The following is a 20,574-nucleotide window of genomic DNA, read 5'->3' on the forward strand; positions in this document are numbered from 1 at the left end:
TTAGGCTCAGTTAACGTAGCCTCGCGACATAGCCTACCTCAGGGCCTGCCGCGACCCGCGATACCGGGGGCGGTTCGCCGTCGCGAAAGGCTAGAGACATAATGGCGGACGTGGCTTCCACAACTGCCGTCGACGCTGCCCAGACGCGGCCTCCCGAGCGACCCAACATGGTCGCCGTCGGAGTGATCGTCTGGCTGTCCAGCGAGTTGATGTTCTTCGCGGGCTTGTTCGCGATCTATTTCACGCTGCGCGCCAACGCACCAGACCTGTGGGCGGAGAAGTCTCAGCTGCTCAACATACCGTTCTCGCTGGGCAACACCACCGTGCTTGTCCTCAGTTCGGTGACCATGCAGCTCGGCGTTCTCCGCGCCGAACGAGGGCAGGTCGGCCGACTGGGCAACGTGTTCCAGGTCAACAAGTGGGGCCTGCGCGAATGGACCGTGCTCACGTTCATCATGGGCTCGATGTTCATCGGCGGCCAGGTCTTCGAGTACGCCGAGCTGGTCAAGCACGAGGGGCTGACGATCGCCAGCGACCCGTACGGCTCGATCTTCTACTTCGCGACAGGTTTCCACGGCATCCACGTCACCCTCGGCCTGATCGCCTTCCTGCTGCTCCTGGGCCGCACCTACATGACTCGGCGCTTCACACATGAACAGGTGACCAGCGCGATCGTGGTGTCGTACTACTGGCACTTCGTCGACGTCGTGTGGATCGCCTTGTTCCTCAGCATCTACGTGATCCAGTGACGAGGAGTGACGTGGTGAAGTCGCCTTCCAGCCGTCCCGCCGGCCGTCGGTCCCGACTCAGCCGGGCACTCTCGTCGCGGCGCCGGCACCCACTCGCGGCCATCGCCGTACTCGTGGCGGTGCTGTTCACCTGCGGGGGCGCCTATGCGGCGCTGGCGCCATCGGCGTCGGTCAGCACCGACGCAGCGTCGTCGACCCAGATCGACGACGGCAAGAAGCTGTTCGCCGTGGGTTGTGCCTCGTGTCACGGCCTCGGCGGCGAGGGCATCGTCAAGGAGGACGGCACCGTGCTGGGGCCGTCGCTGATCGGCGTCGGTGCTGCTGCCGTCGACTTCCAGGTCGGCACCGGCCGGATGCCCATGGCGGCGCCGAACGCGCAGGCCGAGCGCAAGCCCGTGGCATACAACGACGAGCAGATCGCCGCGCTGTCCGCCTACGTCGCCTCGCTCGCGCCCGGCCCGGATGTCCCCGACGAGGAAGACGTCGACCCGTCCGCCGGCGATGTCGCCCGCGGTGGCGAGCTGTTCCGCGCCAACTGCGCGCAGTGCCACAACACCACGGGGCAAGGCGGTGCACTGAGCATGGGCCAGTACGCCCCGTCGCTGACCGGGGTATCGCCCAAGCACATCTACGAGGCCATGATCACCGGTCCCCAGGCGATGCCGGTGTTCAACGACGAGACGATCCCGGCTCAGGACAAGCAGGACATCATCGCCTTCTTGAAGTCCGTCGAGGAGGAGCCCAACCCCGGCGGCCTGGGCATCGGCCGAGCCGGACCGGTCGCCGAAGGCCTGTGGGCGTGGCTGATTGGCATCGGGGTACTGATTGGCATGGCCACCTGGATCGTCACGAGGTCGTCGAAGTCATGAGCGCGAAGAGCGAGGACATGAACGGTCACTCCAGCTCCGAGATCGTCGCCTCCGACCGCGAGTCGACTCCTGCGAGCACCAGCCACGAGGCAGACCCGATAGCCGACCCCGGCTTGCACCATCCGCCGCCCCGGCTCACCGACGTCGACCCGAAGGCCGAGCGCCGCGCCGAGCGGCAGGTCGCGGGTATGTTCTCGCTGGCCTCGATTCTGCTCGTGCTGTCGATCGTCGCCTACATCGTGTTCGAGATCGCGCCGGACGATCCGGACGACGGCGTCAGCGTCGGCGACGTGCAGATCTCCAACTTCACCCTGGGTATCACCCTCGGACTCGCCACGCTGCTCATCGGCCTCGGTGCCGTGCAGTGGGCGCGGGCGCTGATGAAGTCTCCGGAACTCGTGCACGAACGGCACGAGCTCCGCAGCGACGACAACATCCGCGAGGCCGCCCTCGCCGATTTCGAAACCGGGACCGAAGAGACCGGGTTCGGCCGGCGGAAGATGATCCGCAACTCGTTGCTCGGCTCGCTTGCCCTCCTGCCGCTACCGGCGGTGGTGCTGCTGCGTGATCTCGGCCCTGCCAATGGTCCGTCGCCGGTCGACGCCAAGGAGACGACGATCTGGAGCGAGGGCGTGCGGGTCGTCACCGACGTCACGTTCCAGCCGATCCGGGCGGCCGACCTCGAACTCGGTCAGCTGGTCAACGCGATGCCGGAGACCTTCGAGGACCTTCCCGACCACGGGCCGGAGCGCATCAACGCGCGCGCCAAGGTCCCGGTCATGGTGATCCGGATGGCCCCGGAGGAACTGCATGTTGCCGAAGGCCGCGAGAACTGGCACGTCGACGGCATCGTCGCGTACTCGAAGATCTGCACCCACGTCGGCTGCCCGATCAGCTTGTACGAGCGCACCACCCATCACATGCTGTGCCCGTGTCACCAGTCGACCTTCGACCTCGCCGACGCCGGCAAGGTCATCTTCGGCCCGGCTACGCGTAGCCTGCCGCAGCTGCCGCTGGCTGTCGACGGTGAGGGCTACCTGATCGCGCAAAGCGACTTCCACGAACCCGTCGGCCCGACTTACTGGGAGCGCTGATGAGCACGGCGGAACGAGTCAGGAACGGAGCTCGGCGAACATCATGAGTGCCATCGTCAACGGTGCCGGCAAGGTCGTCGACTTCGTCGACGAGCGGATCACGGCATCCAACTGGCTCAAGCGCAACATCCGCAAGGTCTTCCCCGACCACTGGTCGTTCTTGCTCGGCGAGATCGCGCTGTTCAGCTTCATTCTGATCCTGTTGTCGGGCGTGTTCCTCACCTTGTGGTTCAAGCCGTCGATGGCGCACATCGTCTATGACGGCGCCTACACGCCGCTGCGCGGAACCGGCATGTCCGAGGCCTACGCCTCCACGCTGGAACTCTCGTTCGAGGTCCGTGGTGGACTGTTGATGCGCCAGGTGCACCACTGGGGCGCTCTGGTGTTCCTCGCCGCCATGTCGGCGCACATGCTCCGAGTGTTCTTCACCGGTGCGTTCCGCAAGCCACGTGAGATGAACTGGCTGGTCGGCGTCACCTTGCTCTTCCTCGGTGTCGCGACCGGTTTCACCGGATACTCGCTTCCGGACGACCTGCTCTCCGGTACCGGCCTGCGCATCATCGAGGGCGGCATGCTCGCGATCCCGGTCGTGGGGACGTATCTCTCGTGGCTGCTGTTCGGCGGCGAGTACCCCGGCGACGACATCGTGAGCCGGCTGTACCCGCTGCACATCCTGCTGTTCCCGGGCCTGATCATTCTGCTGGTCACGGTGCACTTGATGCTGTTGTGGTACCAGAAGCACACCCACTGGGGCGGCTCGGGCAAGACCAACAAGAACGTCGTCGGTGCCCCGTTCTGGCCGGTCTACGTCTTCAAGGCCGGTGGCTTCCAGTTCATCGTCTTCGGCGTGATCATCTTGATGGCGGCCACGATCCAGATCAACCCGGTGTGGTTCTGGGGCCCGTACGACCCCGCCGTCGTCAGTGCCGGCACACAGCCGGACTGGTACGTCGGGTTCCTCGATGGTGCCCTGCGGGTGATGCCTCCATGGGAGCCCGAGATCTTCGGCTATCCGTTGACGTTGAGCGTGCTGATTCCGGCGATCATCCTGCCTGGTCTCATCCTGACGCCGCTCGCGCTCTATCCGTGGATCGAGCAGTACGCGACCGGCGACCGTCGTGAGCACCATGTGCTCGACCGGCCGCGTAACCAGCCGGTCCGCACTGGCATCGGGGTTGCGTTCATCACCTTCTACCTGCAGTTGTGGATCGCCGGCGGCAACGACTTCTTTGCCACCGTGCTGGACATTCCGGTCAACTGGATCACCCGGTTCATCCAGTTCGGACTCATCGTCCTGACGCCGTTGTCGTTCTGGGTGACCAAGCGCATCTGCATCGGTCTGCAGCGGCGCGACCGGGACACCCTGCTGCACGGACGCGAGACCGGTGTGATCATGGTCAGCCCCAGCGGTGAGTTTTCCGAGCTGCACGAGCCGCTCGATCCGCACAGCGCCTACGACCTCGCCTTCCGCGAACGGCAGCTGCCGATCGATCCGGGCCCGGCGACTGACGCCAATGGGGTGCCGAACCCGTCGTACAAGGCCAACCGCCGCCGTGCCCGCCTGTCGCGGTTCTACTTCGGCGACGTGGTCCAAAAGCCCACGGCCGAAGAGCTGGAAGCCGCTCAGCACCACGAGCTCGAGCGCGGTGACCGCCAGCAGGAGCTGACCAGCGGGCAGCAGTAGAAGCTCAGCCCCGCGCGGTGTGCGCTCACGCGATATCGCGACGAGCGCGCACCGCGCGGGACACTTCTCGGATCAGTTCGGGGCTGATCTGCCGGTTGAGGCTGTCGCGCAACATGGCGGCCATGCTGTAGCCCGGTCGGCACGTCAGTGCCCTGTCCACGGCGACGTTCGCCAGAGCACCCTCGCCGTGCTGGTAGGCCACCCATGCCAGCACGGTGCAGATCGGGGCGGCGAAGTCGTCCGGGGCCAGCCGCGCGAGGTCACTCAGCAGGGCCAGCCACGGCCCGCGTTCGGTCACCGGTAGCGACGCCACGTGATCGCGCGCAGCCGGATCCTCAAGACCCAGACAGATGCGTGCGGCGTCCTCGGCACACAACGACCGCTCACCGGCCGCATACGCCGCCCACGCGGCTTCGGCCAGCTCGACCGTGCGTGCCTGGGCGGTCAGCCGTCCACCGGCCTCGTACTCGGCGTACAGGGCGTGTGCGGCGGCGGCGAACAGCCGCCGCACCTCGGCGAGCCGATCGGCCGGCGGGCCGGACACCGTGGCCTCGAGTTCGGCACGACAGGCGAACACTCTCCGGCCGCTCAGCGCGGTCTCAGCGCCGAACCGGGCCGCCGCTCCCCGCGGGGCGTCCGGGAGTTCGAGACCCTCGGGCGGGCAGCACGCTGGATCTCGGCACATGAAGGACCACCAGCGCCCAGTCCGAACCAGGGCGGCTTCTGCCACCCGTATCGCCTGGCGTTCCAGGGCCGCCCTCAATCCATCGACCAGCGTCTGCCATGGCTTCGCTCCCCCGGCCTCGATGTGGTCGGAATAGCAGACCAGCAACACGCCATCGGCGTCCTGGTGTTCCGCGCGCGCCACCAGCTCGTCGATCCATCGTGCCTCGTCGCCGGGTGCGGGCAGATCGATGCGCAGGACCAGGCCGGATCGTTGCCGCTCGCCGTGCAAGCAGACCACGACCATGCTCTCGCTGGGATGAAAGCCGACCATGTACGGGATGACGGACAGCATCTCGGTCAGGCCGGCGACCGGCACGACGGTGCCCTCGGATTCACGTGGGTTCATGGCTTCGACTCTCCGCGAGCCGGCCAGCCTGGCTCAACGGGGAGAGTCGCGAATGTGGACAACGTCGGCCGACTGGCCAAGCTGTGGACGAGTCGGTGACCGGCGCAGCCGTGCGACACGCGTCGCGGCCCGGCACGGTGTCCCGCGCCGGGCCGCTTGATGGATCCCGCGTCGTGTTCTGTCGGCTACGGAGTCAGCCGCCTGAGCCGTTCACATGTGCGCGCTGGCGGCGCTATCCCCCCGCAGCCCTCGGCGCTTGGGGACAACGCCGGAGTCAGTGCGCGAACTCGCCCCGGTAGTACTCGTAGACCCAGCCCACGGCCGATATCGCAATCAGGCACAGTCCGATGATGAAGATGAACCAGGCGAAGACCAAGCCCAGGAACATGACGCCGATCGCCGATGCCGCGGCCAGTGGCCACCACGAGTGTGGGCTGAAGAAGCCGTACTCGCCGGCGAGTTCCTCGACTTCACCGTCGGGACGGTCCTCAGGGCGGGGCTGGATGCGGCGAGAGACCAGCGTGAAGTAGAACGCGATCATGGCGCCGAGCCCGAAGGTCAACGTCAGCGCGGTCGTACCGGTGGGATCCTCGGACATGAACCAGTAGACCGGCGTGACGATCGCGAAGAAGATCGTCACGAGCACGAAGATCGCTGCTTCGATCCTCACTTCTGGCCACCTTCCACATCAGCGGGGCCGAGCGCCTCGGTCAGCGGCCCGGCGTTGTCCGGCTTGCCATGGGAGACGGCAGCCACCTCGGGGTACTTCAGGTCGACGGCAGGACGCTCGCTACGCACCCGTGGCAACGACGTGAAGTTGTGCCGCGGTGGCGGGCTGGACGTGGCCCATTCGAGCGAGGCTCCGAAGCCCCAGGGGTCGTCGACACCCACCTTGGGCGCCAGCCTGGTCTGCCACACGTTCCACAGGAACGGCAGCGTCGAGGCCGCCAACAGGAAGGAGCTCACCGTGGAAACCTGGTTGAGCAGGGTGAAGCCGTCTTCTGGGAAGTAGTTCGAGTACCGGCGTGGCATGCCCTCGACTCCCAGCCAGTGCTGGACGAGGAACGTGCCGTGGAAGCCGAAGAACAACATCCAGAAGTGGATCTTGCCGAGGCGTTCGTTCAGCATCTTGCCGGTGAACTTCGGCCACCAGAAGTAGAAGCCGGAGAACATGGCGAACACGACGGTGCCGAACACCACGTAGTGGAAGTGCGCGACGACGAAGTACGTGTCGGAGACCTGGAAGTCCAGCGGTGGCGAGGCCAGGATGATGCCGGTCAGCCCACCGAACAAGAACGTCACCAGGAACCCGAGCGCGAACAGCATCGGCGTCTCGAACGTGATGGACCCCCGCCACATGGTCCCGATCCACGCGAAGAACTTCAGGCCTGTCGGGATGGCGATCAGCATCGTGGTGGCCGCGAAGAACGGCAGGCTCACCGCCCCGGTGACGTACATGTGGTGGGCCCACACCGAGATCGACAGCGCCGCGATGGCGAGCGTGGCGAACACCAGGCCCTTGTAGCCGAACAGCGGTTTTCGGCTGAACACCGGAATGACCTCGGTGATGATGCCGAAGAACGGCAAGGCGATGATGTAGACCTCGGGATGGCCGAAGAACCAGAACAGGTGCTGCCACAGAATCGCCCCGCCGGTGGACGGGTCGAACAGGTGCGAACCGAGGATGCGGTCGGAGAACATCCCGAACAGCGAGGCAGCCAGCGGCGGGAACGCCATCAGCACCATGATGCTGGTCACGAGCACGTTCCACGTGAAGATCGGCATCCGGAACATCGTCATGCCCGGGGCGCGCATGGTGACGATGGTGGTGATGAAGTTGACGCCACCGAAGATCGTGCTGAACCCGCTCATGGACAGGCCCGCGACCCAGAGGTCGCCGCCGACGTTGGGGCTGTAGATCGGATTGTGCAGCGGAGCGTAGGCGAACCAGCCGAAGTCCGCCGCGCCGCCCGGGGTGATGAACCCGGCACACACGATCAGCCCGCCGATGACGAACAAGTAGAAGCTGAACATGTTCAGCCGCGGGAACGCGACGTCGGGCGCACCGATCTGCAGCGGAACGATCACGTTGCCGAACCCGATGAACAGCGGGGTGGCGAACAACAGCAGCATGATCGTGCCGTGCATCGTGAACAACTGGTTGTAGAACCCGTCGCTCACGAACTGCCGGCCGGGCTCGAACAGCTCGGCCCGGATGAGCAGCGCCATCACGCCTGCGAACAGGAAGAACCCGAACGAGGCGATGAGGTACATATAGCCGATGACCTTGTGGTCGGTGGACGACATCCACCGCACGGCGACATTGCCTTTTCGCTTCGGACGCACCGCCGACTCGCCGCCGGTCACCGCAGTCCGCTCGACGTACGTGGTCACTGGCTGCTCCCCGCCTGGTCCTCGGAGTACGTACCGCGCAGGGGTACCTCGATCAGACCCGTTTGCCCTGCGTCACGTAGGGCATCCATCTGTTCGTCGAACTCCTCTTCCGACACTACCTCCACGTCGAACACCATGGACGAGTGGTACGCGCCGCACAATTCGGCGCACTTACCCGCGTACGTGCCCTCGCGGTCGGGGGTCACCTGGAAGGAGTTCGGGTGGCCCGGCACGACGTCCATCTTCATGTAGAACGACGGAACCCAGAAAGAGTGCACGACGTCCGGCGAGGTCAGCTCGAAGCGCACGGTTTGGCCGACCGGGAGGTACAGCGTGGGCTGCTCGGTGGTGGTGCCGACCTCGTGCACGTCTTCGTCGATGTAGTTGAACGTCCACGACCACTGCTGGCCGACGACGTTGACCGTCAGGTCCGGCTCCGCCGAGGTGTCGACGATCTGTTCCTGGTGATCGACGGTGTAGTAGAACAGCGCGGCGATGACCACCAGCGGTGTGACCGTGTACAGGAACTCGATCGGCATGTTGAACCGGGTCTGACGCGGCAGGTCGTCGTTGCGCTTCCGGTAGGCCACAACGGCCCAGATGATCAAGCCCCAGACCAGCACACCGACGCCGAACGCCGCGATCCACGCGCCGATCCAGAGATTGCCGATCAGCGGTGCCTCTTCGGTGGCGGCCTCAGGTAATCCGAGACGCGCCCATTGCGAGCTCGACTCGGTCGAGCATCCTGTCAGTGCCATGACGGCACCGACGCCGGCGGCAGCCGTGACCCGGCGACGTGCCGGGCGAACCCTGCCAGACTGACCCACGACGCGCCCTTCCCTATGACCGCAAGCCCCGAGGACCGGCGACTCGCCACCGGATCGCATTCGAGGGCAGACTCTTCTCTGTCGCGCACCACTTTAGCGGTAGGTGTACGGCAACAGACCGGGAGGTTCGACGATGCGCACAGGTGGTGTGCCTACCCATCCACACCAGCCGGCCGCCAACGCTGTGTCCGGGTATTTCGACGTCGCATCGGGCGAGCCGCTGCATCCTGCCGCCCGGGAGGTTCTGCTCAACGCCTACGACGAAGGCTGGGCCGATCCGGCCCGGCTGTACCGCAGTGGCCGGCGCGCGCGGATGCTGCTCGACAACGCCCGCGAGGTGGTCGCCGCGGTGCTCGGCTGCCGACCCGACGAGGTGTCGTTCACACCGAACGGCACCCAGGCAGTTCAGCTGGGGATTCTCGGCCGGTTCGAGGCACGTGAGCGCGACCGCACCGAGCTCGCGGTCTCCGCCGTCGAGCACTCGTCGGTGCTGGCCTGCGCCACCCGCCTCGAATCGCGCGGAGCCGTCGTCCGGCACGTCGGCGTCGACGCTGCCGGCCTCGTCGATCCCGACGAGTTCGCCGCCGCCGTCGGCCCGCAGACGGCCCTGGCCTGTCTGCAGGCGGCCAACCACGAAGTGGGCACCGTCCAGCCGGTCGACGACGTCGCGGCGGCCTGTGCCGAGCACGACGTGCCGGTGCTCACCGACGCCGCCCAGGCCGTCGGCCGCGTCGGTCTACCGGCGCACTGGTCGATCCTGGCCGCCAGCGCGCACAAGTGGGGTGGTCCGGGCGGGGTGGGCGTGCTGGCTGTACGGCGAGGCGTGCGCTGGCGCTCACCGTGGCCGGACGACGAACGTGGCGACGGGCGGGTGCCGGGGTTCGAGAACGTGCCGGGCGTTCTCGCGGCCGCGGCTGCCCTGCGCGCCCGGCACGAGGAGGCGGCCGGCCTGGCCGAGCGGCACTGGCCGTTGGTCGAGCACATCCGAACCCGCGTTCCGCAGGTGATCGACGATGTCGACGTCGTCGGGCACCCCACCCGCCGGCTGCCGCACCTGGTGACGTTCTCGTGCCTGTACGTGGACGGCGAAGCACTGGTCACCGAGCTCGATCGAGCCGGATTCGCGGTGTCGAGCGGCTCTTCGTGCACGTCGAGCACGCTGCAGCCCAGTCACGTCCTCGCCGCGATGGGGGCGCTGACACACGGCAACGTGCGGGTCTCGCTGGGCGCCGAGGTGACCCACGACGACGTGGAGCGATTCATCAGCGTGCTCGCCGACGTCATCACCCGTCTTCGCGAGCAGGCAGGTATGTCGTGAACGACACGACCGCCGAGCTGACGCTGGATTGCCGAGGCACGCGCTGTCCGTTGCCGGTGATCGAACTGGCTCGCCGCATCGGTGACGTCGGTGTGGGCGCCGTCATCGCCGTCGCCGCCGACGACCCCGCCGCGGCCTCCGACGTGCCGGCATGGTGCCGCATGCGCGGACACGAGCACGCCGGCACCGCGACCGCGCCCGACGGCGTCGCGGTGTACCTCGTCCGGCGGTTGACGTGACCGCCGGACCGGCCCCAGAACGTGCAAACGCCGCTGATCATGGATGATCCATGATCAGCGGCGAGTGACGAACGGCTCAGTGGAAAGAGTCTCCGCAAGCGCAGGAGCCACCGGCGTTGGGGTTGTCGATGGTGAACCCCTGCTTCTCGATGCTGTCGACGAAGTCGATGGTCGCGCCGCCGAGATAGGGCGCGCTCATCCGGTCGACCACGACGTTGACCCCGCCGAAGTCCTTGACGATGTCGCCGTCGAGAGACCGCTCGTCGAAGAAGAGCTGGTACCGCAGACCGGAACAGCCGCCCGGTTGCACGGCGATGCGCAACTGGAGGTCGTCACGGCCCTCTTGGTCGAGCAGGCTCTTGACCTTGACCGCTGCCCCCTCGGTGAGGACGACGCCATCGGTCGCCTGTTCCTGAACCGTCATCGTTGTTCTCCTGACGAGTGTCGACTACGTCCTGGGGCGTACAACGCACGCCCGGCGAACATCATTCCTCGTTCCCTGTGTCCATGGTTGCACACGTTCGCCGCGGCTCCCAGCCGCCTCGGCAGCTGCGCCGGCCTCAGCGGCTCCAGGTCTTGGCCACCCGCTCGGCCACCGCTGCGAGACTGCGGCGCGGATAGGCGAACGATTCGCTGGTCCCGACCATGTCGACCATGGAATAGGCGGCTTCGATCCCGTTCGCCCGAAGTTCGCGATTGCCGACCTGAACAGCGCCGGCCATCACGATGCACGGGCGTAGCGCCGGGCCGGCCAGCGCGGCCACCCCGGAGACCACCTTGCCGCTCATCGACTGCCAATCCAGCTTGCCTTCGCCGGTGACGACCAAGTCGACTCCGGCGACGAGGTCGGCGAGATCGACCGCCTCGGCCACGGTCGCGAACCCCTCCTCGCGCCGGCCGCCGAGCAGCAACAGCGCGTACCCCAGCCCGCCGGCGGCCCCGGAGCCCTTCTCGTCGGCCAGTGGCCGGTCGGCCAGATCGCTGAACCGGGCCAGAGCGCCGTCGGCGGCGAGCTTGGCGTCGTCGGAGACGATTCCCTTCTGCGCCCCGAAGACGTTGGTGGCCCCGCGCAGGCCGAGCAGCGGATTGTCCACGTCGGAGGCCGCTATCAGCTCCACACCGCGGGCGCGGGCCCGAGCCGGCTCGAGATCGAGCGCGGTGAGCGTGGCCAGGCCGCGCGGACCACCGGTGAGCGCGTCACTGGGGTGGGCGGTCGCGCCGAGGGCGGCGAGCATGCCCGCTCCCGCGTCGTTCGTCCCCGAGCCGCCGAGCCCGACGACGATGCGCCGCGCTCCAGCTTCGATGGCATGCCTCACCAACTCGCCGACGCCGAACGTCGAGGCGCGCTCGGCCGCCCCGGGTTCCGGGTCGCGCCCGTCCGGCCCGTGCGGCAACAACGCCAGACCGCAGGCCTGCGCCGACTCGATGTAAGCGGTGTCGCCGGCGAGGAGGAACGTGGCGGGGACTTCGGTTCCCAACGGTCCGTGCACCGTCACCGCGAGCAAGTCACCACCCAGGCACGAGTGCAGCACGTCGACGAACCCAGGCCCGCCATCGGCCATCGGCACGGTGACGACGTCGTCGTCGGGAGCGGTGCGAGTCCACCCCTCGGCGATGGCGTCAGCGGCTTCGACGGCGGTGAGCGTGCCGGCGAATTTGTCCGGTGCGACGAGGATGCGCATGAGGCAGAGTGTGCCCCATGCGCGTCCGGCCCATGAAGACGACCGACCTGGGCGCGGCCGAGCGCCTGACGGCTCGGGCCTTCACGTGGTCCGGTGACGACCAGACGTGGTCTGCGCGCTCGCCGGCCGCGGCGCGACGCTGGATCGAGCGCATCGACCATCTACTCGCCGTCGACGCGGCCGGATGCTGGGTGGCCGACGACGACGCCGGGCGGCTCGCGGGGGTCGCCGTGTCGGCGCGTCGCGACCTGCTGTGGATCCTGTCCACCTTCGCCGTGGACCCGGCCGGTCAGAACCGCGGGCTCGGCCGGGCGCTGCTCGACGCCGCGATCGGCTACGGCGCGGGCTGCCTGCGCGGGATGATCTGTGCCCTGCCCCACCCCGGCGCGCTACGCCGGTACCGTCGAGCCGGGTTCACCCTGCACCCCACCATGCGGCTTCGCGGCGTCGTCGACCGCGCCGAACTCCCGGTCGTCGACGGTGTCCGCATGGGGACGGCGGCCGATCTGGATCTCGTGGACTCCGTCGACCGGCAGGTCCGCGGGGCCACTCACCGGGGCGACCACGCCATGCTGGGTCGCGACGGCCACCTGCTCGTCTGTGACTTGTTCAGCGGCTCCGGGTACGTCTACGTCGGCACCGACACCGTCACCGTGCTCGCCGCCACGAGCCGCGCGGTGGCCCAACGGCTGCTGTGGTCGGCGTTGGCCCTGATACCTCCGGGCAACGAGGTCAGCGTGCGGTATCTCACATCCGGCCAGGAATGGGCCGTGGACGTGGGCATGGCCGCTGGACTCGGCGTCTACCAGGACGGATACCTCGCTTTGCGGCACATGCGCCCGCCCGCGCCCTATGTGCCCTCCGTGTCGTTCGGGTGAACATCGTGGGACGATCGGCGGTGGAGCGCGTGTTGTACATGACGCCGAATCGATGCGGCTGCGCTGCGACGACGACGTCGCCGGCCCGGCCGCCGGATGAAGGGCTGAACAGCCGTGACCGTGACTGACAGCGGCCGGGCGCCCGCGGGCGAACCGGCCACTCCCCTACCGTTGTTGCTGCTCGGACGTAACGCCGATCCCGCCAGTGAACGCGGTGTCGAATGTCCCGGCGACCTTCCGGCGGCCAGCGACCCGGACCTCGTCGAGCGGGCCCGGCGCGCCCGCGCTGCCCTGGGCGAGCGTGCGTTCATCCTCGGCCATCACTACCAGCGTGACGAGGTCATCCAATTCGCCGACGTCACCGGCGACTCGTTCAAGCTCGCCCGCGACGCCGCCGCCCGGCCGGACGCGGACTACATCGTGTTCTGCGGCGTGCACTTCATGGCCGAGTCCGCCGACATCTTGACCGGTGACCACCAGAAAGTCGTTCTGCCCGACCTCGCGGCCGGCTGTTCCATGGCCGACATGGCCCGGCTGCTGCAGGTCGACGACGCGTGGCAGCGCCTGGCCGATGCCGGTGTGGCGGAGTCCACGGTGCCGATCACGTACATGAATTCCTCGGCCGACATCAAGGCCTTCTGCGGCCGGCACGGCGGCGCAGTGTGCACCTCGAGCAACGCCCGACAAGCCCTCGACTGGGCCTTCGCCCAAGGCGAGAAGGTCCTGTTCCTGCCTGATCAACACCTCGGCCGGAACACTGCAGTCCTGCAGCTCGGTCTGTCGCTGGACGACTGCCTGGTCATCGACCCGCACAAGCCCGGCTTCGGCGTCACCGACGACGAGCTGCGAAACGCCCGCATGCTGTTGTGGAAGGGGCACTGCTCGGTCCACGGCCGGTTCTCCGCGGAGTCGGTCGCCGACGTGCGTGAGCGCATTCCCGGCGTGAACGTGCTGGTCCACCCGGAATGCCAGCACGAAGTCGTCACGGCCGCGGACTACGTCGGGTCCACCGAATACATCATCAAGACCGTCGCCGCGGCACCGGCCGGTTCGGCCTGGGCCATCGGCACCGAACTGAACCTGGTCAAGCGGCTCGCGCAAGACCACCCGGACAAGACCGTGGTCTTCCTCGACAAGACGGTGTGCTTCTGCTCCACCATGAACCGCATCGACCTGCCGCATCTGGTGTGGGCGTTGGAGAGCCTCGTCGACGGGCATGTGGTCAACCAGATCGAGGTCGATGCCGACACGCAGCACTGGGCCCGTGTCGCCCTCGACCGGATGCTCGCCCTGCCCGGCAGTGGCGCGGTCAAGAAATGATCATGTTCACTACCCGATTGCCTGCCGGACCACCCGTGCAAGCCTAGTGATGCAGCACAACGCCTGGTGGTGCCCGACCCGCGCCGCCAGGCGTGGCCTGCACAGCTCGGCGTGACTGCTCCGTCCCGCGGTCACGCGGCCGTGTTCACAGCCCGGACCTCGCCGGCCGGATCTCAACGTCGGCGCCTTACAGGCCGGGGGCGCCCCACACCGGGAACCAGCGCGACACGTCCGGCTCGATGTTCAGATCGCCGCCGACCAAGGCACGCACCTGCAACTCCAGGGCGTTGTCCCGCTGCTGTCTCGCCGCATCCACCGGCGCGAACGGGTAGAAGGTGCCGCGTTTGTACAGGTAGACCAAGGCGAGGCCCTGCCCCGAGTCGGCACGCAATCCGATGGTCGTGCACAGCAGGGACGGCCCGAATCCTGCGGCCTCCAGGGTGGAATTGACGGCGTGCAGGTCGGTGCACAGTTCCGACATCTGCGAAGGGTCACGACGCACGACCAGCCAGGTGTAGCCGTAGTCGTCGACGTGCTCCTCCGGCTCCGCGCCGCCGAGCAACGTCGTGATCTCGTCCTTCAACCGCGCGAACGGGCCGCCCTCGACTTGCCGGAAGCACACCGCGCCCACGCCGGTGGGGCGCATCTGCGCGGACGCCTCCAGCGTGAGCGCCGCGGTGGGCAGGGCGAACAACGCATCGAGGTTCGGCTGGACCTGCTTGGAGCGGCCGAACAGCGCGTCGAGTAGTCCCATCCCGGTCGTTACTCCTGACCCAGCTCGATGGAGATGCGGTTCAACTGCTCGAGCCGCTTCTCCAGCGGCGGGTGCGAGGCGAACAGGGATGCGATGTCGACCTTGCCGGTCATTGCGGGAACGAAGAAGAAGGCGTTGTAGGCCTCGGCCTGCCGGAGATCCTTCTGTGGGATCTTGGCCATGTCGCCGGAGATCTTCGTCAACGCGCTGGCCAGCACGGACGGTTGCCCCGTCAGGATGGCCCCGGCCCGGTCGGCGGCCAGTTCACGGTAACGCGACAACAGCCTCGTCAGCAGGAAGCTCACCGCGTACACCACGGCCGCCACGAGCATGACCACGAGCACCATGACCGCGGCGTTGTTGTTGTTGCGTCCGCCGCGCATCATGCCGCTCCACAGCAGCATCCTGGTCATCATGCCGGCGAGCACACCCACCACCGAGGCGACCGTCATGACGAGGACGTCGCGATGGGCGACGTGGGACAACTCGTGAGACAGGACCGCTTCGAGCTCACGATCGTCGAGGCGACGCTGAATGCCCCGCGTCACGCACACCACTGCACGATCGGGACTGCGCCCAGCGGCGAAAGCGTTGGGCAGATCGGTGTCGGCCACGGCGACCTTCGGCTTGGGCATGTCGGCCAAGGCACACAACCGGTCGATCATCGCGTGCAGTTCCGGCTCTTCAGCCGGTGAAACCTGCCGTGCACGCATAGCCGACAACGCGATCTTGTCGGAGAAGTACCACTGCGCCCACAGCACGCCCAGCCCGATGATGACGCCGAAGACCCAGCCGAAACCGGCCAGCGCGATAGCACCGATGAGTACGACGTACAGCACGGCGAGCAGCACCATCGTGAGGACCATACGGGTGGTGAGCCCGCGGTCCGGAGCGAATCTGGTGCGCGCCAACGTGGGTCCTCCTGGGTACGGCGAGGGGCGAAGTTGCGTTCAACGAAAACAACGCCAAGGCAGCCGTCGCTGTTCCGCGGCGGCCGGATCACCAACAGGGAAACTGCTGCTCCACTAGGCGTGTACGCCTGGTGAAGCAGCGAATCCCATGGTGAACATGATCATTTGACTGGCGGCTCGGCGGGGATGAGGCCCTCGTCGGTCAGCAGCTCGCGGACCTCGTCGACGTGGGCTTCGGCATACGGCAGGACGAGGTCGCTGTCGACCAGGACGTCGTCGGCCACCGGCTTGCCGGCGCGGCGGACTTCGGCGAGCAGCGCCTCGAGAGCGGTCCGGAAGACGGCGTCGTCGTTGGCCTCGATGGCCTCGCCCAGCGCGTCGTCGAGACGATTCAGTTCGTCGAGGTGGGACTCGTCGACCTCGAACTGGCCCTCACCCATGATGCGGATGATCACAGCTGACCCTCCTCGCGCTGAGGCTGCGCGTCCTGGCCTTCGGCGGCGGACTCGGTCTGGCTGCCGATCTGCTTGGGCGCCTCACCGCCACCGGTGATCTCACCCTTCATCCGAGCCAGCTCGAGCTCGACATCGCTGGTGGAAGCCAGCCGGTCGAGTTCGGCGCTGATGTCGTCCTTCGCCGTACCGGTGGGATCGTCGAGCGCACCGGAGGCGAGCAGCTCGTCGATCGCGCCGGCTCGGGCCTGCATCGTGGCGGTCTTGTCCTCGGCCCGCTGCACGGCCAGGCCGACGTCGCTCATCTCTTCGGAGATGCCGCTGAACGCCTCGCCGATGCGCGTCTGTGCCTCGGCGGCGGTGTAGCTGGCCTTGATGGTCTCCTTCTTGGTCCGGAAGGACTCCACCTTGGCCTGCAGGCGCTGGGCGGCGAGCGTGAGCTTTTCTTCCTCGCCCTGCAGAGCCTGATGCTGAGTCTGCAGATCGGCGATCTGATTGCTCAGACCCGAGCGACGCGTCAGCGCCTCCCGGGCGAGATCTTCACGGCCGAGGGACAGCGCCTTCTGCGCTTGCTGCTGCAGCTTGTCGGACTGCCCTTGCAGCTGGGTCATCTGGACTTCGATGCGTTTGCGGCTGGTGGCGACGTCGGCCACGCCACGACGCACCTTCTGAAGCAGTTCGAGCTGCTTCTTGTAGGAGTAATCGAGTGTCTCCCGGGGGTCCTCGGCGCGATCGAGTGCCTTGTCGGCCTTGGCCCGGAAGAGCATGGACATTCGCTGGAGGATCCCCATCTGGCCAGGTATCCCTTTCGTGAGCTGTGCTCTGTCGGCTGCAGTGTTGCCACACCAAGCCTACGGTCTAAGGCCGCACTGTGGCAGGCCTGGTTGCGCACTGGCCTACCCTGGTAGGCGTGTTCCGTCGCCGAGCCACTTCCGAATCCACGCAAGCTCCGCCCGAGGAGCCTACGCCGCCCCCTGCGCGTCCCGGCTCGAAAGGCCGCCCGACACCCAAGCGCAGCGAAGCCGAAAAGGCACGTAAAGAGCGGGTCAAACCGGCCCTGACTCGCCGCGAGCAGATACGTCGCGACCGCGAGAAGATGCGCACGGAGCGGATGCGGACGCGCCAAGCCATGGCCACCGGCGATGAACGCTATTTCCTCAAGCGCGATCAAGGCCCGGTGCGAAAGTTCGTCCGCGACTACGTCGACTCGCGGCGCACCATCGCGGAGTTCTTCCTGCCGATCATCCTGATCGTTCTCGTGACGAGCCTCATCGGCATTCCGGAAGTCCAGCTCATCTCCACCCTGGCGTGGGTGGTCGCCATGATCCTGCTGATCATCGATCTGACGATCCTGGGCCTGCGGGTCAAGCGCGAGGTGCGCCAGCGCTTCCCCGACGACCCCAACAAGGGGCATGCTCTCTACGCCGCCATGCGCGCCACTCAGATTCGCCGGCTGCGTCTGCCCAAGCCGACCGTCAAACCAGGGACCCTCGTGTGAGTAGTGCACCCATCGCCGACCGTGACCACACCGGCCTGTTCGTGCGTGCACTGCGCTACTCCGACCCGGTCGTGCGTGCGCTCGAGACCGAATTGCAGCAGGAATACGTCGAACGCTATGGCGGGCCGGACGACTCGCCGGTCGACCCCGAGGAGTTCGCGCCTCCCCGCGGAAGCTTCCTCGTCGGGTTCATCGGGAACGAACCGGTCGCCACTGGCGGATTCCGTTGGCATGCCGAGGACGTGGCGGAGATCAAGCGCATGTACGTCGCGCACGACCACCGTGGCGGCGGGCATGCGCGGCGACTGCTCGCCGAACTCGAGGCCCGGGCGGCCGAGGCCGGTTATCGCCGGGTCGTGCTCGAGACCGGCTTACGCCAGCCCGAGGCCATGGCCCTGTACAAGTCCAGTGGCTACGAGCCCACCGAGCCGTTCGGCATCTACGCCGACGAGGAGCTGAGCCACTTCTTCACCAAGGACCTGCAGGTCCCCGCCGCGGACTGACCCACCGGCGACGCGCTCATTCGGGCGGGTTGAGACTCATCGGCCCGTAGACCTCGCGGCCGTCCTCGTGCAGGATCACCGCGTCCACGCCGGCCTTGGCCAGTTCACGCCAGTGCTCGCCCAGCCAGGTCTCGGCGTCGGACTGGGTGGGAAACCCGGCCTCGGGGCGGGAGCTGCCGTCATCGACACCGGGGACCGGGCCACCGTCCGCGCCCACGAACTGCCATTTCCAGCTCATCGCCGCCTCCTCGTCATGATGTCCGCGCAGGCACGACAGTACGGGGTTCGGCACCCGCATCGCTCGCCCGGGTTGCGCGGGTTCACACGATTCTCCGGCGATGTTGCACAGATCACATCCATGAATCCGCGACACCGCGTCATACCGCGGCCGTTCCTCAGTCTTGGGAGGTGATGTGGGGTGCCGTCGCCGCACAGGGGACGGCGACGGCACTACCACAGCCCTCGTTCGACAATCCCCGGCTTTCTACTCGCTGTCACCGCACTCGTTTCCGCATGACTTCTTGACAAGTGTCCCGTCATGCTGTTGCCTTCGTCGTAAATCCTGTGCGGGGGGTAGGAGTCCATCGACGTGGCACCGTCGCCGACATCTGGGCACCAGCGCCTACTCAGCGATTCGGATGTGTTCCGATACGTCGCTGCGCGAATCGTGTCGTTGGCCGGCTCGGCCGTCACCTTCATCGCGATGCCGGTCCTGATCTACGGCATCACCGGATCGGCCACGTGGACGTCCATGGTCTTCGTCGTCGAAGCCGTCCCTTACCTCGTGCTCGGCCTGTGGGCCGGCGCACTGGCCGACCGCTTCGACCGCCGTCGCATGATGGTGATCTCCGACCTGCTCGCCGCGCTCACGCTGGCCACGGTGCCGATCGCGTCCTGGCTCGGCGTGCTGAGCGCGGTGCACGTGCTGCTCGCGGCGCTGATCGCGCGGACTGTCTTCGTCTTCTTCGATGCCGCCAACCAGGGCGCGCTACCCAGCCTGGTGCCGCGCGACCGGTTGCCTTCGGCGAACGCGATGGTCTTCGGGGGCAGCACCGTGGCCGAGACAGTGGTGCCGATGGCCGCCGGCGCGCTGATCGTCGTGGTGTCGCCCGCGTCGGTGATCGCGATCGACGTCGTGACGTTGGTCGCCTCGGCGTTGCTGGTCCGGAGCATCACCCGCCCGTTGAGCGCGCCGCGCCCGGCCGGACAGGCGACCGGGTGGTCGGCCGTGGCCGACGGCACCCGGTTCATCGTGCGCCACGAGGTCGTACGCATCATGATCGTCATCGGCGCGCTGGTGGCGTTCAGCGCGGGCTCGCTCATGGCGGTCCTGGTCGTGTGGGCCGACCGGACTCTCGACGTGCGCGAGGGTGACTGGCGCCTGGGCGTGCTGTTCGGCTCGTGGGGCATCGGCGCCGTCATCGGCAGCCTGTTCGTCCCGCGCCTGGTGCGTCGATTCGGCGGCGTGCGCGCCGCCCTGCTCGTGCTGCCGGCCGCCGCGGCTTGCGGCCTCGCGCTGTCGCTGCCGACCAGTTGGCTGCACGGCGTGATCGCCGTGGCGACATGGTCGGTGACGTACATCATGATCGCCACGATCTCGTTGACGCTGCGCCAGCAGGTCACCCCCGAGCCGATGATGAGCCGCGTCATGACCGCCGGGCGCATGGCCACGTTCGGTGTGGGCTACCCGATCGGCGCGTTGCTCGGCGGTGTCCTCGCCGCCCGCGTGAGCGCGGAGCACACCATCTTCGTCTGCCAGCTCTCGCTGCTGGTGGCAGCTGTCATCGCCTGGCTCTCACCGCTGCGTTCGGCCCCGCGGACACTGGCGGTCGCCGCCCTCGACGACGCAGCGTGACACCGCGCCGGCGACGTCAGCTGCTGCTCGACCGAGTCTGCACGAACGGCGGTCGGACGACCTCGAATCGCTCGCCGCGCCCGCGGATGTCGACCTCCACCTCGGTGCCGTCGGCGACCTCAGGCGGCAGCAAGGCCAAGCCGATGCCTTGACGCAAGGTCGGCGAGAACGTGCCTGACGTGACGGTCCCGGCGGGCGAACCGTCGACGTTGACCGTCATCCCCGGGCGCGGGATGCCGCGTCCGATCGCCTTGAGCCCGCGCAGCCTGCGTTTCGGCCCGGCCTCCTTCTCCGCCAGCAATGCCGCACGGCCCCAGAACTGCGGCTTCGACCAGCCGATCGCCCATCCGGACCGGCCCTGCAGGGGGCCGATGTCGCGAGACAGGTCCTGTCCGTGCAAGGGATATCCCATCTCGGTTCGCAGCGTGTCGCGGGCGCCGAGTCCGCAGGGCGCGATGTCTTCGGCGGCGCCGGC

At 67.5% G+C, this 20,574-nt stretch carries 23 protein-coding genes; 11 read left to right on the forward strand and 12 right to left on the reverse strand.

Annotated elements, in window-relative coordinates:
- The first annotated feature begins 101 nt into the window (after positions 1 to 101).
- Genes M6444_RS02680 through M6444_RS02695 form a run of 4 tightly spaced genes read left to right on the forward strand, consistent with a single transcriptional unit; the run spans position 102 to position 4,396 of the window.
- A complete protein-coding gene (locus M6444_RS02680; protein ID WP_363326214.1) occupies positions 102 to 749 on the forward strand; it encodes a cytochrome c oxidase subunit 3 in 648 nt (215 codons plus the stop codon).
- 14 nt (positions 750 to 763) lie between these two features.
- Positions 764 to 1,618 carry a c-type cytochrome gene (locus tag M6444_RS02685; RefSeq protein WP_298322802.1) on the forward strand — a complete coding sequence of 285 codons (855 nt, stop codon included), beginning with the start codon at positions 764 to 766 and terminating at the stop codon, positions 1,616 to 1,618.
- On the forward strand, positions 1,615 to 2,712 hold the full coding sequence (locus M6444_RS02690; RefSeq protein WP_298322805.1) for a Rieske 2Fe-2S domain-containing protein: 1,098 nt from the start codon (positions 1,615 to 1,617) through the stop codon (positions 2,710 to 2,712). The genes M6444_RS02685 and M6444_RS02690 overlap by 4 nt, the downstream gene beginning before the upstream one ends.
- A gap of 43 nt (positions 2,713 to 2,755) precedes the next feature.
- Positions 2,756 to 4,396: a cytochrome bc complex cytochrome b subunit gene (locus tag M6444_RS02695; RefSeq protein ID WP_298322808.1), complete on the forward strand. Its 1,641-nt coding sequence runs from the start codon at positions 2,756 to 2,758 to the stop codon at positions 4,394 to 4,396.
- 25 nt (positions 4,397 to 4,421) lie between these two features.
- Here M6444_RS02695 and M6444_RS02700 read toward each other — a convergent pair whose 3' ends face one another.
- The 4 genes from M6444_RS02700 to coxB form a co-directional block, all read right to left on the reverse strand.
- On the reverse strand, positions 4,422 to 5,468 hold the full coding sequence (locus tag M6444_RS02700; RefSeq protein ID WP_298322810.1) for a DUF4192 domain-containing protein: 1,047 nt from the start codon (positions 5,466 to 5,468) through the stop codon (positions 4,422 to 4,424).
- A gap of 274 nt (positions 5,469 to 5,742) precedes the next feature.
- A complete protein-coding gene (locus M6444_RS02705) occupies positions 5,743 to 6,138 on the reverse strand; it encodes a cytochrome c oxidase subunit 4 (protein ID WP_298322812.1) in 396 nt (131 codons plus the stop codon).
- Positions 6,135 to 7,835 (reverse strand): cytochrome c oxidase subunit I, encoded by a 1,701-nt coding sequence (gene ctaD / locus M6444_RS02710; RefSeq protein ID WP_363326216.1) that lies wholly within the window; start codon positions 7,833 to 7,835, stop codon positions 6,135 to 6,137. The genes M6444_RS02705 and ctaD overlap by 4 nt, the downstream gene beginning before the upstream one ends.
- A gap of 23 nt (positions 7,836 to 7,858) precedes the next feature.
- Complete coding sequence (coxB, locus tag M6444_RS02715) at positions 7,859 to 8,620, reverse strand: cytochrome c oxidase subunit II (protein WP_298322817.1); 762 nt, start codon at positions 8,618 to 8,620, stop codon at positions 7,859 to 7,861.
- A 217-nt stretch (positions 8,621 to 8,837) separates the two neighbouring features.
- Here coxB and M6444_RS02720 point away from each other — a divergent pair, with 217 nt between their 5' ends.
- On the forward strand, positions 8,838 to 10,007 hold the full coding sequence (locus M6444_RS02720; RefSeq protein WP_298322820.1) for an aminotransferase class V-fold PLP-dependent enzyme: 1,170 nt from the start codon (positions 8,838 to 8,840) through the stop codon (positions 10,005 to 10,007).
- Positions 10,004 to 10,246 carry a sulfurtransferase TusA family protein gene (locus M6444_RS02725; RefSeq protein WP_298322823.1) on the forward strand — a complete coding sequence of 81 codons (243 nt, stop codon included), beginning with the start codon at positions 10,004 to 10,006 and terminating at the stop codon, positions 10,244 to 10,246. Before M6444_RS02720 ends, M6444_RS02725 begins: the two co-directional genes overlap by 4 nt.
- Before the next feature lie 76 nt (positions 10,247 to 10,322).
- Here the strand turns inward: M6444_RS02725 and M6444_RS02730 are convergent, their stop codons facing one another.
- Complete coding sequence (locus M6444_RS02730; protein WP_298322826.1) at positions 10,323 to 10,670, reverse strand: iron-sulfur cluster assembly accessory protein; 348 nt, start codon at positions 10,668 to 10,670, stop codon at positions 10,323 to 10,325.
- A 136-nt stretch (positions 10,671 to 10,806) separates the two neighbouring features.
- Positions 10,807 to 11,928: a glycerate kinase gene (locus M6444_RS02735; RefSeq protein ID WP_298322828.1), complete on the reverse strand. Its 1,122-nt coding sequence runs from the start codon at positions 11,926 to 11,928 to the stop codon at positions 10,807 to 10,809.
- 32 nt (positions 11,929 to 11,960) lie between these two features.
- On the opposite strand from M6444_RS02735, the gene M6444_RS02740 reads away from it, so the two are divergent.
- Together M6444_RS02740 and nadA are read left to right on the forward strand one after the other, a co-directional pair.
- Entirely contained in the window at positions 11,961 to 12,806 is an 846-nt protein-coding gene (locus M6444_RS02740) for a GNAT family N-acetyltransferase (RefSeq protein WP_298322831.1), read from the forward strand.
- Positions 12,807 to 12,920: 114 nt separating this feature from the next.
- Positions 12,921 to 14,126: a quinolinate synthase NadA gene (gene nadA, locus M6444_RS02745; RefSeq protein WP_298322833.1), complete on the forward strand. Its 1,206-nt coding sequence runs from the start codon at positions 12,921 to 12,923 to the stop codon at positions 14,124 to 14,126.
- 187 nt (positions 14,127 to 14,313) lie between these two features.
- Here the strand turns inward: nadA and M6444_RS02750 are convergent, their stop codons facing one another.
- The 4 genes from M6444_RS02750 to M6444_RS02765 form a co-directional block, all read right to left on the reverse strand.
- Entirely contained in the window at positions 14,314 to 14,880 is a 567-nt protein-coding gene (locus M6444_RS02750) for a hypothetical protein (protein WP_298322836.1), read from the reverse strand.
- Positions 14,881 to 14,888: 8 nt separating this feature from the next.
- Positions 14,889 to 15,791 (reverse strand): zinc metalloprotease HtpX, encoded by a 903-nt coding sequence (gene htpX, locus M6444_RS02755; protein WP_298322839.1) that lies wholly within the window; start codon positions 15,789 to 15,791, stop codon positions 14,889 to 14,891.
- A 161-nt stretch (positions 15,792 to 15,952) separates the two neighbouring features.
- Complete coding sequence (locus tag M6444_RS02760; RefSeq protein WP_298322842.1) at positions 15,953 to 16,246, reverse strand: hypothetical protein; 294 nt, start codon at positions 16,244 to 16,246, stop codon at positions 15,953 to 15,955.
- Positions 16,243 to 17,034, reverse strand: a complete 792-nt coding sequence (locus tag M6444_RS02765; RefSeq protein WP_298322845.1) for a PspA/IM30 family protein — start codon at positions 17,032 to 17,034, stop codon at positions 16,243 to 16,245. The genes M6444_RS02760 and M6444_RS02765 overlap by 4 nt, the downstream gene beginning before the upstream one ends.
- 80 nt (positions 17,035 to 17,114) lie before the next feature.
- Here M6444_RS02765 and M6444_RS02770 point away from each other — a divergent pair, with 80 nt between their 5' ends.
- Together M6444_RS02770 and M6444_RS02775 are read left to right on the forward strand one after the other, a co-directional pair.
- Positions 17,115 to 17,741 carry a DUF3043 domain-containing protein gene (locus tag M6444_RS02770; protein ID WP_298322849.1) on the forward strand — a complete coding sequence of 209 codons (627 nt, stop codon included), beginning with the start codon at positions 17,115 to 17,117 and terminating at the stop codon, positions 17,739 to 17,741.
- Entirely contained in the window at positions 17,738 to 18,244 is a 507-nt protein-coding gene (locus M6444_RS02775; protein WP_298322852.1) for a GNAT family N-acetyltransferase, read from the forward strand. Before M6444_RS02770 ends, M6444_RS02775 begins: the two co-directional genes overlap by 4 nt.
- Positions 18,245 to 18,260: 16 nt before the next feature.
- Here the strand turns inward: M6444_RS02775 and M6444_RS02780 are convergent, their stop codons facing one another.
- On the reverse strand, positions 18,261 to 18,482 hold the full coding sequence (locus M6444_RS02780) for a hypothetical protein (protein WP_138977971.1): 222 nt from the start codon (positions 18,480 to 18,482) through the stop codon (positions 18,261 to 18,263).
- 402 nt (positions 18,483 to 18,884) lie between these two features.
- Here M6444_RS02780 and M6444_RS02785 point away from each other — a divergent pair, with 402 nt between their 5' ends.
- Positions 18,885 to 20,099, forward strand: a complete 1,215-nt coding sequence (locus M6444_RS02785; RefSeq protein ID WP_298322856.1) for an MFS transporter — start codon at positions 18,885 to 18,887, stop codon at positions 20,097 to 20,099.
- A gap of 16 nt (positions 20,100 to 20,115) precedes the next feature.
- Here the strand turns inward: M6444_RS02785 and M6444_RS02790 are convergent.
- Positions 20,116 to 20,574: glycine cleavage T C-terminal barrel domain-containing protein (locus tag M6444_RS02790; protein WP_298322859.1), on the reverse strand; the 459-nt coding region annotated here is incomplete at its 5' end.

The organism is Haloactinopolyspora sp., assembly GCF_027324685.1.
Taxonomy (GTDB): Bacteria; Actinomycetota; Actinomycetes; order Jiangellales; family Jiangellaceae; genus Haloactinopolyspora.